The sequence below is a fragment of the Lysobacter sp. Root983 genome, assembly GCF_001429345.1.
Taxonomy (GTDB): domain Bacteria; phylum Pseudomonadota; class Gammaproteobacteria; order Xanthomonadales; family Xanthomonadaceae; genus Lysobacter.
On sequence record NZ_LMJO01000003.1, the window covers coordinates 1 to 18786 of the forward strand.

An 18786-nucleotide genomic window follows, 5' to 3' on the forward strand; every position below is an offset into this window, starting at 1 on the left:
CCGCCGGCCTTGAGGATGCCCAGCAGGCCGATGATCAGCTCCGCCGAACGTTCGCAGCACAAGGCCACGCGCTCGTCCGGCCGCACCCCCTGGGCGATCAGGTAATGCGCGATGCGATTGGCGCACGCGTTGAGCTCCGCATAGGTCAGCACGCGGTGCTCATCCACCACCGCCACCGCGTCCGGAGACTCGGCCGCCTGTTGCTCGAACAGCTCATGGATCAGCGACTCGCGCGGATAGTCGACCGTGGTCGCGTTGAACTCGGACAGCACCCGCTCGCGCTCGGGCGGAGGCAGGACATCCAGGGCACGCAGCGAACGCGCTCCATCGCGACGCAGCTCCGCGGTCAGACTCTCTATGGTGTGGGCGAAGTATCCGGCCAGGCGCGCCGCGTCCAAGCCGTCGACGACCTGCGCGGTCAGCGCGAACCGGTCGCCGAAGTCATCCACGCTCATCGAAATCGGATAGTTGGTCGTTTCCTCGGCTGCGAGCAGGCGCATGCCTCCTGACATGGCGAAGATGTCGTCGCTGTGCCGATAGTTCAGCAACGCCGTGAACAGGGGCAAGGACGACGGCACGCTGCTGCAGCGCTGCGCGAGCGAAAGCGGGGCGTGCTCATACTCGAGCAACTCGGCCAGGCGGCGCCGCGTCTGTTCGACAGCGTCCGCCGCCGTGCCTTCCACCACCACCCGGATCGGCAGCGTATTGATGAAGATGCCCCAGGCACGGTCCGCGCCGCCCGCGCCATGCATGCGCCCGGACAGCACCGTGCCGAACACCACCTCGTTGCGGCCTGTGCAGCGCGCCAGAACCTGCGCCCACGCCACATGGAACAGCACCGCCGGCGATACGCCGCGTCGGCGTGCCTCCGCGCGGATATCGCGTCCAAGCGACGCATCCAGAGGCAGCTCGACGGTCTCGGATACTGCGCCGCTCTGCCGCGCATCGAGCACGTTGAACGGCGCCGTGGGCTCATCGATATGCGCCAGTTCCTGGCGGAAATAGGCCTCGTGTGCTGCCGCAGGCACGCGCAGCGCCTGCGCCACCAACTGGCGCATCGGCACCTCATCGGCCAGATCCGCACCGTTTCCACTGCGTATCGCATCGATCTCGGCAAGCGCCAGGCCCAGCGTCACGTGATCGCAGACCAGGTGATGCTGCAACATCGACAGCATCCAACCGCCCGCGCGGTCTTCGGCGACGTAGGCCGCCAGCAAGGGCGCACGGGTGAGATCCAGCCGCAAACTGCGCGGATCAGAGAGCCTGGCAAGTTCTTCCAGGGCGTCGCCCACACCCGGCAAGGTCAGTTCGTGCACGGGCACACGCGCCTGTCGATAGACCACCTGCACTGGCGTCGACAATCCTTCCCACACCACAGCGGTACGCAGGATGTCGTGACGCGCCACCACCACGTTCAGCGCGCGCAGGAAATCATCGAGTTCCTCGCGGCGATCGAACGCAAGCAGCGCCCGCAGCAGATAGGTGTCGCCCTCGCCATCCAGCATGTGATGAAACAGGATGCCTTGCTGGGACGGCAGCAGCGGGTAGATGTCCTGGACGTTGGCGACGCCACCGGGCACGGTTGCGACAACGCAGTCGATCTCAGCCTGCGTCAGGCTGACCAACGGCAGCAGCTCCGGCGATATCGACCGCAGCTCCGGCGTCAGCAGGCTGGGCGGTACGGCCTCCGCCTCTTCCACTTCGCCACGACGCAAGGTGGCGGCATAGGCGCTCAATACCGGTGCGGCGAACAGGTGGCGAACTTCGCCGCGCAAGCCCTTCGCGCGCAGACGCGTGGTCATCGCGACCACCAGCAGCGAATGCCCGCCGAGCTCGAAGAAGTGATCGTGGCGACCCACCTGCTCGATATTCAGCAGCGACTGCCAGACCTCGGCCAGCTCTTGCTCGATCTCGCCCTGCGGCGCCTCGTACTCGCGCCGCATCAGCGACGTTGCGTCCGGTGCCGGCAAAGCCTTGCGATCGAGCTTGCCGTTGGGCGTCAGCGGGAACGTGTCGAGCACCACGAAGGCGCTGGGCACCATGTAGTCGGGGAGCTGAGCCGATAGATGCGTACGCAGCTCGGCCACCGAAAGCTCCGCGCCCGTATCCGCCGTCAGGTACGCCACCAGGCGTTTGTCGCCCGGCTCGTCCTCGCGCGCCAGCACCACCGCCTCGCGCACGCCGGCACACCCCGCCAGCCGGGCCTCGATCTCGCCCAGCTCGATGCGGAAGCCGCGGATCTTCACCTGGAAATCGTTGCGCCCCAGGTACTCGATGTTGCCGTCCGGCAGCCAACGGCCGAGGTCGCCGGTCTTGTACATGCGCGCCTGCGGGTCGGCACTGAACCGATCGCGCAGGAAACGTTCGGCCGTCAACGCCGGCTGGTTCAGATAGCCGCGTGCCACGCCATCGCCGCCGATGTAGAGCTCGCCCGCCACGCCCACCGGCACCGGCTCGCCCTGCGCATCCAGGANGCACAACGGCAAGCCCTCGCGACGCTGGAAGGGCGAGGGCGATCTCGCCGGCTGGTTCAGATAGCCGCGTGCCACGCCATCGCCGCCGATGTAGAGCTCGCCCGCCACGCCCACCGGCACCGGCTCGCCCTGCGCATCCAGGATGTACACCTGGGTGTTGGCGATCGGTCGGCCAATCAGCACCGGTCCCGCATGGCTGCGGTCCATCCGCACCCAGGTCGAGTACGTCGTGGTCTCGCTGGGACCGTACAGGTTCACCACCTCTTCGGCCGACGTGCCGGCAAACAGCTGCGCCACCAGCGCCGGCTTCAAAGCNGGTCGAGTACGTCGTGGTCTCGCTGGGACCGTACAGGTTCACCACCTCTTCGGCCGACGTGCCGGCAAACAGCTGCGCCACCAGCGCCGGCTTCAAAGCCTCGCCGGCTAGGTTGATCGTACGTACCGTATCCGGCACGCACTGAGAACGCAGCAACGCGTCGATGCCGGAGGGCACCGTGTTGATCAGCGTCATCGTGTCCTGGGCCGTCACCGCCAGCACATCCGGACGCAGGCTCACCGTGGCCCCGCACGACAGCGGCACGAACAACTCGAACACCGCCAGGTCGAAATTGGTGGASGTGGCAAACAGGGTGTGGCTCAGCTCGGCCGCCGTGAAACTGGCCTGCGCCCAGGCCAACAGRTTGAGCGTGTTGGCATGCTCGATCGCCACGCCCTTGGGCGTGCCGGTGGAACCGGAGGTGTAGATCACATAGGCCAGGTGACGCGAGCTCAGGCCCTGSCGTCGTGCGTCGASGTTGTCGACCGGATGGCTCGCCAGCGTGGCTGGCGCCTGGTCCAACCACAGCACGGGCACGTCGCCGGCGGGCAGATGCCCGTCCAGGCGCGTGGTCGNGTTGTCGACCGGATGGCTCGCCAGCGTGGCTGGCGCCTGGTCCAACCACAGCACGGGCACGTCGCCGGCGGGCAGATGCCCGTCCAGGCGCGTGGTCGAGAGCAGCAGCCGGGGCGMRCTGTCCTGCAGGATGAAGGCCAGCCGTTCGGCCGGATAGGCTGGGTCCAGCGACACGTAGGCSCCGCCGGCCTTGAGGATGCCCAGCAGGCCGACCACCAGGTCGAAGCTGCGTTCGCAGCAGATCGCCACGCGATCATCCGGCCGCACCCCGCGCGCGATCAGCTCGTGCGCCAACTGGTTCGCGCGCGCGTTCAACTCGCCGTACGTCAGATGGTGGTCTTCGTAAACCACCGCCACCGCATCCGGCTGCGCGGTCGCCTGCTGCTCGAACANAGGTGCCAATGCTTGTTGGTGACCCAGGGGTACACGCCGCCGTCGGTGGGGAGCTCGTGCGCCAACTGGTTCGCGCGCGCGTTCAACTCGCCGTACGTCAGATGGTGGTCTTCGTAAACCACCGCCACCGCATCCGGCTGCGCGGTCGCCTGCTGCTCGAACAACTCGTGGATCAGGGCGTCGCGCGGATAGGCGGCCTCGGTGGCATTGAACTGCTCCAGGATGCGTTCGCGCTCTCCATCCAGCAGCATATCCGCCGGAACGAGCACGGCATCGGGCGAGAGCACCGCCAGCTTCAAGGCATTCGCAAAACGCTGGGCGAGCAGCGTGGCCTCATCGCGGGTGAAATAAGCCTCGTTGCAATCGAAATGCACCGCGACGTCGCCGTTCGCACGGACGTCCCATACGGTGACCATCAACGGCGTTCTTTCGCTCTCATGACTGACATAAGTCAGTTCGAGTCCGCACCCCTCGATTTCCAGCGCGCTGTCGGCCTTGAGATAACTGAACCCGACATCGCCCAGCAAGGCATGGCCACCGGTCCGACCCAGATCGCGCAGCAAGTCGCCGTGCGGATAGCGCTGATGACGAAAATGCGCCTTTTGACTGCTCGCAACCTGGCGTACCAGATCCGAAAAGCGCGAGCCGGCGACCTGTTTCAACGGCAACGGACTGACGCCCGAAAATGCGCCGATAAGCTGCTTCTGCGCGGCGCCGCGACGGTTGTGCACCGCGACGGAAATCAGCACGTCCGGCTGTCGGTATGTCAGTCCAAGGCAGGCCCCGAGCGCCCCCAGCAACACCGCATGCGGCCCCACCCCCAAATGCGAAGCGAGCTGCTCCACGCATGCGAATGTGTCGGACGACACCTGCTGCGTGACACGGAAACTGCGGGTCGGCGCATCGCCGGCGCTGCCTGCGTAAAACGGTTGAAGCAAACGCTCCGGCAACGTTGCGCATTGCTGCGCCCAATAGTCCCGATCGCGCAGGTATCTTTCGGTTCCCAGATAGGCATGCTGCTCGGCCGCAACGCTCACGCAGCTCGACACCTGCGCTGCCGCTTCGCCGTTGTAGTACCTCGCCAGCGCCTGCGCCCAGTTGGCGAAGCCCCAGCCATCCACCGCCAGATGGTGGGCGATACCCACGTACCAATATTCGGAATCGCTCAATCGTATGAGCGCCGCCTTGAACATCTCCGTGTTCTCGAACGCCAGTGGCGTGGCGAAAAGCTGGCGAATCCAGACTTCCGCCGCCATCGAAGGGCGCGCCTCAGACGACAGATCCACTTGTTGCAGCACTGTCGTGCGCTCGTGCACGACACCTTGCGCCACATCGTCGTCGGTACAAAAAATCCGTAGACCGAACGCGTCATGCTCCATCACCAGGTCGCTGTGCGCCTTGGCAAGCCGTGCCGTATCGACAGCACCCAGCTTCAGATAGCCGCCTACGTTGTAGCAGGGGCTTTGCGGACGGCGAATCTGATCGAAGTAAATGTCGCTTTGATGCGGACTCAGATGAGCAAGCCGATTGACTCCCCGCATGACATTTCCCTGTCCTTGCATCAGCAACGAAAAATAAGCACCACTGGCTGCGACGCCTATCGCAACCACTCGAACACACGAAGAATCAGGCACCGCACGTATTTGGGATACGTTGCTTCCGAGACGCGGCGTGAGACAGCCGCCCCTTTTACCTGGCTCGTAAGCAATACCCGCAGCACCGCAGCACCCGCAGCGCGCTAAGGCAGCCCTGTTTGACCCCTTTGTTCGACTTGCTTAACTACCCCGCCTCGACTTTCGCAAAATTTGTGAGGGTCGTCAATTCGGAGGCACGACACCAAAGGCAACGCCGCAAAAGTCCTTTGGCAACTTTCGCGTGCATTTCCAAATAGGCGTTCATGGCGTTACGCCTTGATCGAACGCGGCGAACGCAAGCTCAACATGTGGACGATGTGGCGTGTCGCGGAAGGTCTCGGCGCAAAGCCGTCGGAGTCGCTAGCTGACGCTAACTTGCAGGAAAGCATCCGGAAGTTGCTGCCGTCGTTGCCGTGGGAAGCCCTTCAGATTGAAGTTGCTCGAAAGGAACGCATACAGCCGCATGAAATTGTCGAGACTGCCCGTACCAAGGCGTATGCGGCCTACCGGCAGTGCTCGACGGACTCCTATCGACGGATCTATTTCCTAAAGAACGCCCATCACGTGAGAGGTCCTCTCGAGCGACACAGTAGCTCATTGGAATACTTGTGCGCGAAACCTTTGGCAACTACTTACTTTTCTTCGGCGGAACGGTGCTTACTCTTGCTCTCACGGCGGCCTGACCGACTCGCAGCAGGCAACGGCTGCCGTACGACGCCACGTCGGCGCGCTCGTCGATCGCACCACGCTGTATGTGAGCTTGGTTCGGATGGCGGGCTGTGCGGCGCAGGCGGCACCGGAGGGGTTCGCCAAGGCGTTTGCTCCGCTGCCTGAGTCTGCCCGGCAAACCCTGACCTACGACCAAGGCAAGGAGATGGCGTTACATCGCCTCCTGCCACAACGCACCGGCCTGGCAATTTGCTTCGTCGACCCCGCACAGCCCTGGCAACGGAGCATCCGCGAGCTGCGAGAACAGCAATGGCTTGCTACGGCAGTACGTACCGAAGGGGACCGGTCTGTCCATCTACAGCCAGCGTCAACTGGATGCCATCGCCAAACGGTTGAACTATCGACCCGCGCAACACTCGGCTATCACTGTCCAGCGAAAACATTCAAGCGTCACTTAGGGCATCACGATCTCGCGGATCGGATCGATTGACTCCGCCACGTTTTTTGAACTGCCCAATAAGAAGAAGCCCTCTTGGATAGAGGGCTTCTTCGTTCCATCTCTCTAAAAATCAGAGATGTGTTTCTTAGAACGGGATGTCGTCGTCGGCGAAGTCGTCGCCGAAGTCGTTGGACTTGGCCGGGGGCGCATCGCGGCGCGGGGCAGATTCCTGGCGACCGCCACCACCGTAGCCGCCACCGCCACCACCACCGCCGGCAGGACGCGCGGCACGCTCGCCACCGCCACCGCCGCGGAATTCGCGACCGCCGCCACCACCGCCGCCGCCGCCCTCGCCGCCCGGGCCGCCGAGCATCTGCATGTCGTCGGCGACGATATCGGTGAAGTACTTCTCGACACCGTCCTGACCGGTGAACTTGTCGTAGCGGATCGAGCCTTCGATGTAGACCTGGCGGCCCTTGCGCAGGTACTCGCCGGCGATCTCGCCGAGCTTGCCGAACAGCTTGACCCGGTGCCACTCGGTGCGCTCCTGGGTATTGCCGTCCTTGTCCTTGCGCACGCTGGTCGTAGCCAGGCTGAGCGTGGTCACGGCCATGCCGCCCTGGGTGTACTTGGTTTCGGGGTCGTTGCCGAGGTTGCCGACCAGGATGACCTTATTGATGCCACGTGCCATGAGGATGCGGGTCCTTAAGTTGTCGCCGAAAGCGGGCGATAGATAGTGAAGTATAACCGCCGGCCCAGGACCGTCGGGCCGCCGCCCGGTCCGGTGTCGGGAAATGCCGCGGCGAGGGGTAGGCCCGGCCGACCGGCCGAAATGGCTCAGAGCCAGCAGGGACGGGCTTCGCGCGATGGCGACCGGCAGCGACCGGGCCCTTGGCGTCCCGCTCCGGACCCCACCGGGGCCTCCGCCGGTCGTCCCGCCGCGCCGCCTTCGCAGCCCCACCTGCCCGCCCCGCGCCCTGGGTCGTCCGCCGCCCCCGTCTGCCTGCGTGCTGCCCTGCCGCCCGCGGCGGCCGAGCCCCGGAGACCGAGCTGCGCCGGCGGGTCCAGGAGAACCCGGACCCGGTTGCGCACCCCCGCACCTGGCCGCCCCCTGGGCGGGCACGGCCGAAGGCCGGAATCTGATCGCCGAGCAGGTTCGGGCCTTGCAGGCCGATCCGCCGCCACGGGCGCCGCCCGCCGAACAACTGTGCGGCCAACACGGCGCGCGGCCCGGCTGTGGGCCAACCCCGTTGCGCCGCGCAGGCGACGTCCTAACCTGCGAGCGTAGCGTCCAGGCGGCGACCGTCCATCGCGCCCAGGTCATCGATGTTCTTCGCACCCGCGCACCCAATCATGCGACGAAGTTCCCAACGCGACGCGCAGGGCCGCGCCTTCGGTTTGTAGATCGTCGCGAAGGTTTGGATGTCAGTACGACCCAAGCGGTGAGCGCAGCGCGGTTCGGATGACTCCGTCGCGACCGACCCGATCGTCGCGACAATTCCATCGCGCATGGATCACGCGTCGCCGCGACTCGCGCGACGGCGCCGCACGACGCGCAGCGATAGCCACGACGGGCGTTCGCGGCCGGCGCGCTAACAGGTTAGCGGTGCGCAGCGCGCGCATCTCAAGGCAGCGCGAGTCTCATTGCATCGTCGCGTGCGCATGCCGCGCGCGAACGCAAGAGTCGCGCGACACCGGCCGCGCGCTGGAAAAAAATCGCGTGTCCGGTCGCGCGTTCCATCGCCGTTCTTTTTCCAGTACCCCGAACGGCGGACGGCCAGGCAGGCCGGCAGCGACCAGCTGCACAGATTCGGCGAACCAAGGAAGGAGTGATGTATGCCGCACGGCGCAGCGCTAGGACGATCGCCCCACATACGCGGATTTCTCTACGCCAGCGATGCGTGCGCGAAGGTCGCCGAGCGCCTGCCGGTGATCGCCGGCAGCGATTCCAGCGTGTTGATCGTCGGCGAGACCGGAACCGGCAAGGAGATCTGCGCGCAGGCGTTGCACTATCTGTCGCGGCGCTCGGCCGGACCTTGGGTCGCGGTCAATTGCGCGGCGGTGCCGGTGGAGCTGATCGAGAGCGAGCTGTTCGGCCACGTCAAAGGCGCGTTCACCACCGCCCACAGCTCCCGCCACGGCCTGGTCAAGGAGGCCGAGGGCGGCACCATGTTCCTGGACGATATCGACTGCCTGCCCCTGCTTGCGCAGGGCAAGCTGCTGCGCTTCCTGCAACAGCAGGAGTACCGCCCGGTCGGCTGCAACGCCGTGCAGCGCTCCGATGTGCGGGTGATCGCGGCCAGCAACCGCGACCTGCGCGTGCTAGCGCGCCAGAACAGTTTTCGCCAGGACCTGTACTTCCGCCTCAACGTGCTGCCGATCGCGCTGCCGCCGCTGCGCGAGCGGCGCGAGGACATCGCCCTGCTGGCCGGCCACTTCGTCCACCAGTTCGATCAGGCCCACGGCGGCGGCGACGGCCGCCGGCTCACCGCCGAGGCGCTGCAGAAGCTGTTGGCCCACGACTGGCCCGGCAACGTGCGCGAGCTGCGCCACGTGATCGAACGCTCGGTGCTGCTGGCCACGGGCGACAGCATAGGCGCCGACGACATCGACATCGATCCTGATCTGGACGCCGACGCGGACGCGGGCAGCGGCGAACTGGCCGGCGAGTCCTTCCAGTCGGCCAAGAAGCGTGTGGTCGAACGCTTCGAGCGGCAGTACATCGAAACCCTGCTGGCCCTGCACCACGGCAACCTCACCCACGCCGCCCACGCGGCCAAGAAGAACCGACGCGCGTTCTTCGAGCTGGTCCGCAAACACCAGATCGACACCCGCCGCTTCAACGACGCCTCCTGATGACTTCCACCTCGATCACCACGGCGCCTGGCGCCGGCGAAGCGCTGCGCCCGCACCATGCCGAATCGGTCCGTGAGCGAGCCGTTCGCGTGGAATTCGTTCGCGCGGCAACCGCGCACGAGCGCAGCGCCACCGTACCCGGTCGGATTCGTCCGCTTTCCAGGACAAAAACGCCCTACCCCTTACAGCGCGTCGCAGCAGGCTTTCGCCGCATCGGCGCGGCGCGGGCGCAGGACAAAGCAGCACCGATGCCGGCCAAGGCCGCGACCCGCAATCGTTTGGAATCAATCGTTTGCGGTACCGACGGTGTTGGCACGCGACTTGCGCTCTTCAGTCCAAGGCTGGGACGCATGGACGACTACCCCGAAATGCTAGCGATCGTAAGAGCGCTCGCCCGCTACCTGCGGGTGAATCCGAACAGTTCCGATACCGCGGAGGGAATCGCCATGTGGTGGTTCCGCGAACAGACCGTGGTCGACGGGCGCGCCTTGCTCGATGCGCTGGATTGGATGCGCGAACGCGGCCTGGTCGAGATGCTCAGCGCCAGCAGCACCGGCGACCGCTACCGCTGCACCGCCAGCGCCGACGAGCTCGACGGCGTGCTGCAGGAACTGTCGAGGCGCCGGCTGACATGACGTCCGCTCACGCAAGGATGCAGGAGAGTCGCTCGTGCCGTCGCTGACGCTCGCCGCCTTCACCCAACTCGCCGGCTGGCAGACCCTGCAAGGCGATGGCGTGACGCCGTCGGCGCAGATCGCGGTGGCCGAGGACCTGCTCGGCGACACGCCCAGCGGCGACCATCGCAGCCTGACCCTGGCTTACAGCGCGGCCTCGCTGGACCACATCGCGCGGCGTCCGCTGGCCGCGCTGGACCTGGACGACTACGACGAACTGCGGCTGGTCCTGCGCGGCGATCGCAGCTCCGCGCCCGGCTTCTATCTGGAACTGCGCCTGGGTAGCGTCGCCCTGCCGATCGGCGCGCCCGGCAACACCTGGCACCGGCGTGTGCCGGTCGGCGGCGGCGCGGGCTGGGACGTGGTGCGCTTTTCGTTGGCCGACTTGCCGGCCGCGGTGCGCGGCGCCGTCACGGTCGCGCAGTTGCACTGCATCGATGCCGGCCAGGGCTATAGCGTCGCCATCGACGAGGCGCTGGCGGTGCGGCCGAGCATGCTCGCCGATCTGGAGCAGGCCTTGCTGGCACGTTTGCACGAGCGCACCAGCCTGGGCGGCATACCGGTGCCGGCCGAGTTGGTGAGCGCCGGCGGACCGTGGCCCGCGACCACCCCTTGCATCGCGATCGTGCCGATGGACGTGCGCAGTCTCGCCGAGCGCAGCGTCGGCAGCGCGCAACGCTGCGATTTCGTCGCCGATGGCTACCGCGTGCGCCCCGCGCCGAACGCGTTCGAGGCGGCGTACGCGATCGAGGCCGTCGCCGCCGAACGCGCCGATCAGGGCGCGGTGATGGATTTCCTGCTGCGCGAAATCGGCCCGCGCGGCGCGCTGCGCGTGGCCGCGCATCCGTGGTCGATCGAGACCCAGACGCCGCCGGCCTACGAATACAACCCCCACCTCGACCCCGCACCGCGTCAGCGGCTGTATTGCCGCGTGTACGCGTGGCAGGACCACGACGCGCCGTCGTCGGTGCAGCCGGTGCAGGGCCTGGTCAACCACATCGATTGGAAGGAGTCCGGCCATGGCTGAAGACAAGGCGAGCGAACGCGTCCGCCTGATCAATACGCGCTCGCAGCCGGTCGAGCTGCATCTGGGCTCGTCGGTGCACGTACTCGCGGCCGGGCAGAGCCTCGAGCTCGACGCCGCCGCGCTGGCGTCGCCGCAGTTGACCTATCTGCTCAACCGCAAGGCGCTGGCGGTACGCAGCGCAACGCCGCCGGAGGCCGCCGAGGCCGCCGGCAACGCAATCACTCCGCGCAGGCGCGGCCAGGGTGCCGCCGATGGATCCGCGCGGCCCCCGCAACCACCCAAGAGGAAGAAAGAATCATGAGCTTCATCGGCATCAATGTGCGGGAAGTCGACGGAACGGGCGCGCCGGTACTGGCCGCCGCCCCCACCTCCATCGCGGGCTTCAACATCCTGACCCGGCGCGGCACGCCGAATCAGGCCGTGATGGTCGATTCCTACGCTCGCTTCGTCGAGCGTTTCGGCGGCTATTTCCCGGGAGGCCTGGGCGCGTATCTCGTCAAGGGCTACTTCGACAACGGCGGCCAGGTCGCCTACGTCAATCGGGTGGTCTCCGACGACCCCGCCACCGGCCATGCGCCGGGTACGCTGGCGCTGCGCGACGGCAGCCCCGCCGACACGCTGCGGATCTCGGCCGGTTTCCGCGGCACCGAGGATCCGGGCAGTTGGGGCAATACCCTGCAGGTGCGGGTGGCGCGCTCCACGCCCACCACCACCCGCCTGCGCGAAGCCGCGGCTGCCACCATTACCGGCACGGTGGCCATGGTCGCGCCGGTCGACATGAGCACCCTCCCCAGCCTGACGCTGCGCGTGGACGGCTCGCCCGACAACACCGTGATCACCTTCCTGCCCGCCGATTTCCCGGGCGGCGCCGCCAACGCCACCCCGCAGCAGATCCGCGACGCGATCAACGGCCGCCAGAGCCGGGTGGTCGCGTCTCTGACCGGCCCGGGCAACCTGGTGCTGACCTCGACCGGCGAAGTCGCACGGCTGAGCGACGGCTGGACGTCGATCCAGGTCATCGCCGCCAACGCGACCCTGGGCTTCGCGATCGCCGCGGCGGTGCCGGGCACGGCCAGCGCGGTGGCCACCAACGGCGCGACCCTGCGCCGCACCGAGGACTTCGACCTCGGCGACGCGATCGAGGTATTCGACCCGACCGTGCCGGCCAACACCGCCATGGTCAAGCTGCTGTCGCGCAATCCGCTGACCGGCGCGGTCACCTGGGGACCGCCGATCGCCGGCATCGCCGGCTGGACCGCGCAGAACATCCGCGTGCGCAACCTGCGCTTCACCGTGACCGTGGCCGAAGGCGGCACCGAGGCCGAGAACGTGCGCGAGACCTGGTCGGACCTGTCGATGGAAGCCGACACGCCCAACTACGCGCCGGCCCGCATCAACGACACCATCCGCGGCTCGCGCTACGTCGTCGCCGAGGACATGCTCAGCGCCAGCGCGGTCGGCGCCGACCGTCCCGCGGTGCTGGCCTGGACGCCGCTGGCGGCCGGTCGCGACGGCACGCCGACGTCGGCGCACTTCAACGGCGACGCCTCGGTGCGCAGCGGCTTCTTCGCCTTCGATCCGCACGACGTGCAGTTGCTGACCTGCGAGCGCACCGATCCCGGCATCGTCGCCGCTGCCCTGGCCTACTGCGAGAACCGCGGCGACTGCATGTACGTGGGCGCGGTGCCGGAAGGCTTCACCGAGGCCGGCCAGGCGGTCGCCTATGGCCAGTCCTTCCAGGCCAAGAAGGCCTACGGCGCCCTGTACGCGCCGTGGATCACCATCGCCGATCCGGCCGGCGTGGGCGATAACCCGCGTCGCAACCTGCCGCCGGTCGGGCATGTGCTGGGCGTGTTCGCTCGCGTCGAGCGCTCGCGCGGCGTGTGGAAGGCGCCGGCGGGCGACGAGGCCAACCTGGCCGGCGTGCTCGACGTGACCTATCGCCTCACCGACGCCGAGCACACCCAGTTGGTCAAGGACGGTAGCGTCAACGGCATCCGCGCGATCCCGCGCGCCGGCATCGTGATCGATTCCTCGCGCACGCTCAGCACCGATCCGCGCTGGATGTACGTCGGCGTGCGCCTGCTCTTCAACTTCGTCAAGAGCAGCCTGAAGAACGGCCTGCGCTGGGTGCGCCAGGAGCCGAACCGCAGCTCGCTGTGGAACGCCGTCAAGTTCAATGCGGTGAACCCCTTCCTGCTGGGGCTGTGGCGGCAGGGCGCGTTCGGCACGGGTTCGCCGGAGGAAGTGTTCACCGTCATCTGCGACGCCTCGAACAATCCGCCGGACCAGGTCGATCAGGGCTTGCTCAACGTCGAAGTCTATTTCTATCCGTCCAAGCCGGCGGAAACCATCGTCATCACCGTCGGCCAGCAGCCCTCCGGGGCCGCCGCGGCCGAAGCTTGAACTCATCACTAGCGCACGCAGGAGGGCGTCATGCCACAAGTCGGAGACATTTGGGAAAGTTATCGCGCGAGCGAGTTCGTACTGGTGATCGACGGGCGCGAAAGCCCCGGCGTGAGCAAGATCGGCGGACTCAGCGAAGGCGAGATTGAAACCGTGGAACAGCCGCACGGCGGTTCGTTCCGGGTGTTCAAGACCGCCGGCGCGAAGGTCAAGTTCGACTCGCTCACGATCGAGCGGTATGTCGACGGCAGTCCGGAGGACCAGCGCTTCAAGGACTGGTTCCAGGAGTGCTTCAAGCTCAATCGCGACGATCAGGGCGGCTCCGTCCCGCGTCGCGACGGAATGATCGTCAAGCGCCACAACGGCGCCGACGTGCTGACCTTCGCCTTCTACGGGGCCTGGGTGAAGTCGTCGAAATTCACCGACCTGGAAGCCGGGTCGACCAACCACTTCAAGCAGACCATCGTCCTCGAACACGAAGGACTGGAGCGTGTCGAATGAGAACCGAAGCCACCGCACTGCGCGAGGTCCCGCTGGCGCCGCCGCCGAGCACGACCCACCGCACCTACGAGTTCGAGCTGCCGATCGGCGTCTACGACGACGAAGGCCGCCTGCACCGCCACGGCATGCTGCGCAAGATGACCGGCCGCGACGAGGCGATCCTGGCCGATCCGCAGAACCAGCGTAACGGCGGCAAGCTGGTCACCGAACTGCTGGCCAGCTGCATCGTCGGCCTGGGCGAGCTCAAGTCCACCGGCCCGTCTGTGGTCGCGGAAATGTACTCGGCCGACCGCAACTACCTGTTGCTGCGACTGCGCGGCGCGACCTTCGGCAACGAGCTGCAGGCGAGCTACAAGTGCCCGTCCTGCGGCCACAGCCACGAGGTCACCGAAGAGCTCGACGCCCTGCCGGTGCGGCGCATGCCGGAAGAGGAATCGGCGGGCGAGATCCGCATCCGCCTGGAGGACGGCTACATCGACAACCAGGGCGTGGCCCACCACGCGATGGTGATGCGGCTGCCCACCGGCGCGGACGAGTCGGCGGTGGCGCCGCAGATGCGCAAGAACGCCTCGCTGGGCAAGAACGCGCTGCTCGCCCGCTGCCTGAAGTCGCTGGGCGACGTGCCGCAGCACCGGCTCAACGCGATCGGGCCGAAGCTGCTGGCCGAGCTGACCATGACCGACCGGCGCTTGATCGACCGGGCGCTCAACTCGGCCGCGCCCGGCGTCGATCTGATACGCGCGCTGGAGTGCCCGGCCTGCGGCCACGAGTTCAAGGCCAGCCTGGATCTGTCCCATTTTTTGGCATTGGACTGACGCTCGAGGATTTGCGTCGCGAGGTGTTCTTTCTGGCTTACCACCTTCATTGGCCGCACGCCGAGTTGATGGACATGCCCACCGAGGACCGACGCAGCTTCGCGCGTCTGCTGATCGAGCAGATCGAGCGGGAAAACGCCGAGATCGAATCGTCCCGAGGACGTTGAGCCGCAGGTCGTTGAATTGGAGCCGTTGAATGCCCATCGGGCTGCTACTCACATCGCTCTCTGCGCCGTTGGCCGGTATGGCCACGGCGTTCGAGCGATGGAACTCGGTACTACGGCTGGAAGCCGTGGTGATGGACCGCGCGCGCGGCGCCTTCTTGGTGGAATGGTTCGGCGTGCGTCTGCCGCGGCTGGATAGCCGCCTGCGCGTGGTGATCGCCAACATCACCGCGCTGGGCGAGCGCTACCGCGAGGCGCGCGCGCAGTCCAAGGGCGGCCAGACCGGCCCCAACCTGCTCGAACCGGTGGCCGGTATGGCCGGCATGGCCGTCGGCATGTTCATCAGCCCCAGCGGCATCGTCATGTATCTGTACGTGAAGATCCGCGAATCCATGTGCGCGATCGCGGCCAGCCTGCTCACGATTCTCTACAGCCCGATCTTCCTGGCCGAGTTCACCGGCCTGGGCACCGCGGCCGCGGCGATCCTGTTCCCGCTGGCCTTGCTAGGCGGTTTCGTCGTCGCCATCGTCGCAGCCGCGCAGGGCGCCAACGGCGTCCTGGTCATGGCCTACGAGCTGGTCGGCGACGCGACCCGCGCGATCCAGGCGCTCACGCGCTTCATCAACCTGCTCACCGGTCCGCGCGAGGCGATCCGCAACCCGCTGCTGCGCGGCATCCTGGAGCTGGTCGATCGCGTCGCCGCGCTGTTCGCGCAACTGATCGGCGCCGCGGCCTGGCTGTTGACCCGCTTCGGCAGGCTGATCCTGCCGACCGCGATGCAGTTCCACGCCCTGATCGAATTCGGCAAGGGCATCTGGGAGGTGGTCAAGAGTATCGGCGAAGGCACGGTCGCCGCCCTCGAAGGCGCCGATCCGGAAGCGTCGCCGATGGCGATCCTGACGCGCATGATCGACCACGTCATGGCGATGGCGCGACACCTAATCGCAGGCGCGGGCGCGATGCTGGCGCAGATGGCGATAGCGCTGAAGGACGGTTTCGGTTCGATCGCCAACCAGACCCGGGCCTCGATCGATCTGTCGGTGTCCGCCGCGCGCGGACTGATCGAGGACATCCCGCTGATCCGCCAGTTCCGCGCGGCCGCACGCGTGGTGACCGAGGTCCGCAAGATCTTCGCCAGCACCGGCGCGGCCGCCCCGGCCGCGCCGCCGGCCGCCGCGCCGCCGCCATCCTCGTCCGCCAGCCCGGGCGCGATCAGCAGCGCGCTGGCGCCGGCACGCGTGCTGAGCGGCATGCTGGTGGCGCCGCCCACGCCCAGCATGGACATGGCCAAGCGCATGGTCGGCGCGGCGCGCGGCGGCATCACCCTGTCCACGCCCTGGGGCCCGGAGTTCGACGTGGACATGGCGGCGCCGTTCGCGCTGGACCCGGCCACCGACGCATTGGCGCAGCAGCTGATGGCGCCGCCGGCGAGCGTGTTCCGAGGCGAACCGGCGCTGATGGCGCAGGAGTTCGGCGTCGATACGCCCGACCAGGCCTTCGAGTTGCTGCGCACTCACGAGCTGCGCTACCGCGATCTGCTGTACACCGTGGTCGCGCGCATCCTGCCCGCGCAGGTGCGCATCCGCGTGCCCGACCTGCTGGACGCGTTCGACCGCCTAGACCGCGAGGTCTACGGCCGCGACGTGCCCGCGCGCGACCCCGATTTCCCGGTGCGCGATCTGCCCGACAACGGTCGCCTGCGTCCGGTCGTGCGCAAGATCACCGTGCGCTGCCCCGGCGGCGACGCGGTTTCGCTGCGCAATATCGGCAACGACCTGACCCGGCTGCTGCGCGAGCAGACCTACCTGGCGCCGGCGAGCTGACGATCATGCCCATCGATCTGATCCCGCTCGCCTCCGACTGGCTGGCCGCCTTCGACAGCCAACGCCGCCGCATCGGCGGCCTGTCTGCGGCGCTGCAACGCTGGCTGACTCAGCGCCTGGAGCGCATGGGCGAACTCGAGCGACGCACCCGCGCGTTCCCGATCTTCCTGTTCGAAGGCACCGCGCTGTCGGTGGCCATCGACGCCCAGCAGCACGGCGCGTTGCGTCCTTACCGCAGCGCCGGCGCGACCTGGGCGGCTCCGTTCGTGGCCTTCGGGCGCGGCTTCACCCGCATCCCGCAGGCGGTCGAGGACGAGATGATCCTGCCGAACCTGCTCGGTGCGATCGAGGGCATCGTCACTGCGATCGCCGATTCCGTCGACCGCCTGGCCGACCCGCGCGCCTCCACCTTCGATCCGCGCAATGCGCGCGCCTCGGATCTGTTCGGCCTGCTCGGCATGGCGTGGCGCGGTCTGACCACCAGCACCGGCCAGCTGCGCAACATCGTCGGCGACTTTGCCAAGGCCAAAGTCCTGTTCGATGGCCCGGCCGGCGCCGCTGGCGCGGCCGGGGGCGCCGCCGCGGCCACGCCCAGCGCCGCCGTCGCGGCGGCGGCGCCCGCGCCGGCCGGCATGGGCGGCGGCGACAACATGCTCGATACGGTGCTGCGCGGCTTCACCGCGGTGATGCTGATCCTGCCGATCATTCCGGACTGGATCCGCACCCTCGCCAACGCGATCTGGCTGCGCATCCGTCTGACCATCGTCAATGCGCTGCGCGGCATCGAAGCGCGGGTGTTCCGCCTGCGCCGCGAGGTGCTGGCGTTCTTCTTCGAGTCCCTGCCCAAGATGCTGCGCGAGGTGCCGGCCCTGGTCGGGGCCATGGCCACGATGCTGCAGTGGAGCATCAACTACTTCGCCGTGGTCGCGCGCATCTACCTGGAAGTGGCGTTGTTCGCGCTGCAGCGCTTCCTGCACGGCCTGCGCCAGCAGGTCAACGAAGTGATCATCATCGTCAACATCGTGTTCCACATGATCGACGAGATCCTGGCCTTCGATCTGCTGGAGCTGGTCAAGCCCTTTATGGGTCCGACCGCGATGCTGATCGACATGATCGGAGTCACGCTGACCGTCAATCAGGTGATCGATGCGGCCGGCACCGCGATCAACTGGACCCTGTGGGGCGCGGCCAAGGCCGGCATCAACACCGCACGCGCGACCATCGTCTCCACCGCCTTCATGCCGGTGATCAACGACGTGCCCTGGGTCGGGGGCAAACTGGCCGCGCTGCGCGCCAGTCTGCTGCACGACCTGAACCTGATCGACCAGATCGTCGATGCGCTGTTTGCCGATACCGGCGGGCCGATGGTCGAGACCGAAAAGCCGCGCATCAAGCGCATGCCCAACTTCTACAACCTGCTGTTCGGCGTCCCGCCGGGCGTGCTGGGCCGCGAGGTGCGGGATTTCGGCCGCGCCCTGGGCGCCAATGTGCGCGGCCTGTTCGAGAATGTATCGCGCAGCCTCGCCGACCTGGGCGAGGTGTTCTCGCGCACCGCCACCGATTTCGCCCGCACCGGCCCGGCCGGGCGCATGCAGGAGTTCGCACGCGAGTCGGCCGGGCTGGCCAACGGTCTCTACAACGACCAGATCCGCGCCCTCGGCGACCGCATCCACACCGCGCCGATCGGCGCCTTCGAGCGTTGGCTGGCCGGCAACGGCTTCCGCATCATCGAAGCGGCGATCCCGCTGTACATCGGCGAGATGCGTCGCTGGTGGCGCGAGCGCGCCATGGCCGGCGAGGAAAGCTACGTCGAACTCACCCCGACCTCGCCGCACATCCTGGCGCGCCGCGCGCGCCTGGGCCGGGTGCGGGTGCCGCGCCTGACCCTGCGCGCGCACGACCGCGCCCACGACGAATCGCTGGTGCGCGACCTCGCCCAGCATTTCCGCGACGCGATCGGCCAGGCTTACGCCGAGGGCCGGCGCCAACTCGATCAGATCGCAGCGGGAGCCACCTGAG

At 67.5% G+C, this 18786-nt stretch carries 11 protein-coding genes; 10 read left to right on the forward strand and 1 reads right to left on the reverse strand.

The window, feature by feature from the left end:
- Positions 1–6646 precede the first annotated feature (6646 nt).
- Positions 6647–7192, reverse strand: coding sequence for a single-stranded DNA-binding protein (ssb, locus tag ASE43_RS06665; RefSeq protein WP_057159960.1), 546 nt, complete (start codon positions 7190–7192; stop codon positions 6647–6649).
- 1145 nt (positions 7193–8337) lie between these two features.
- On the opposite strand from ssb, the gene ASE43_RS06670 reads away from it, so the two are divergent.
- The 10 genes from ASE43_RS06670 to ASE43_RS06710 all read left to right on the forward strand — a co-directional run bounded on the left by ASE43_RS06670 (position 8338) and on the right by ASE43_RS06710 (position 18785).
- Positions 8338–9357: a sigma-54 dependent transcriptional regulator gene (locus ASE43_RS06670; RefSeq protein ID WP_056183168.1), complete on the forward strand. Its 1020-nt coding sequence runs from the start codon at positions 8338–8340 to the stop codon at positions 9355–9357.
- Complete coding sequence (locus ASE43_RS21715; RefSeq protein ID WP_157499704.1) at positions 9357–9992, forward strand: hypothetical protein; 636 nt, start codon at positions 9357–9359, stop codon at positions 9990–9992. Before ASE43_RS06670 ends, ASE43_RS21715 begins: the two co-directional genes overlap by 1 nt.
- A 34-nt stretch (positions 9993–10026) precedes the next feature.
- A complete protein-coding gene (locus tag ASE43_RS06680; RefSeq protein WP_057159961.1) occupies positions 10027–11058 on the forward strand; it encodes a hypothetical protein in 1032 nt (343 codons plus the stop codon).
- Complete coding sequence (locus ASE43_RS06685) at positions 11051–11359, forward strand: hypothetical protein (protein ID WP_056183159.1); 309 nt, start codon at positions 11051–11053, stop codon at positions 11357–11359. Before ASE43_RS06680 ends, ASE43_RS06685 begins: the two co-directional genes overlap by 8 nt.
- Positions 11356–13464 carry a phage tail sheath subtilisin-like domain-containing protein gene (locus ASE43_RS06690; RefSeq protein ID WP_057159962.1) on the forward strand — a complete coding sequence of 703 codons (2109 nt, stop codon included), beginning with the start codon at positions 11356–11358 and terminating at the stop codon, positions 13462–13464. Before ASE43_RS06685 ends, ASE43_RS06690 begins: the two co-directional genes overlap by 4 nt.
- 30 nt (positions 13465–13494) lie before the next feature.
- Positions 13495–13965, forward strand: coding sequence for a phage tail protein (locus tag ASE43_RS06695; RefSeq protein ID WP_056183152.1), 471 nt, complete (start codon positions 13495–13497; stop codon positions 13963–13965).
- On the forward strand, positions 13962–14780 hold the full coding sequence (locus ASE43_RS06700) for a hypothetical protein (protein WP_056183149.1): 819 nt from the start codon (positions 13962–13964) through the stop codon (positions 14778–14780). The genes ASE43_RS06695 and ASE43_RS06700 overlap by 4 nt, the downstream gene beginning before the upstream one ends.
- Before the next feature lie 23 nt (positions 14781–14803).
- Complete coding sequence (locus tag ASE43_RS22260) at positions 14804–14947, forward strand: hypothetical protein (protein WP_200944040.1); 144 nt, start codon at positions 14804–14806, stop codon at positions 14945–14947.
- Between the two features lie 77 nt (positions 14948–15024).
- Positions 15025–16767: a hypothetical protein gene (locus tag ASE43_RS06705; protein ID WP_057159963.1), complete on the forward strand. Its 1743-nt coding sequence runs from the start codon at positions 15025–15027 to the stop codon at positions 16765–16767.
- 5 nt (positions 16768–16772) lie between these two features.
- Positions 16773–18785: a hypothetical protein gene (locus tag ASE43_RS06710; protein ID WP_057159964.1), complete on the forward strand. Its 2013-nt coding sequence runs from the start codon at positions 16773–16775 to the stop codon at positions 18783–18785.
- Position 18786 lies beyond the last annotated feature (1 nt).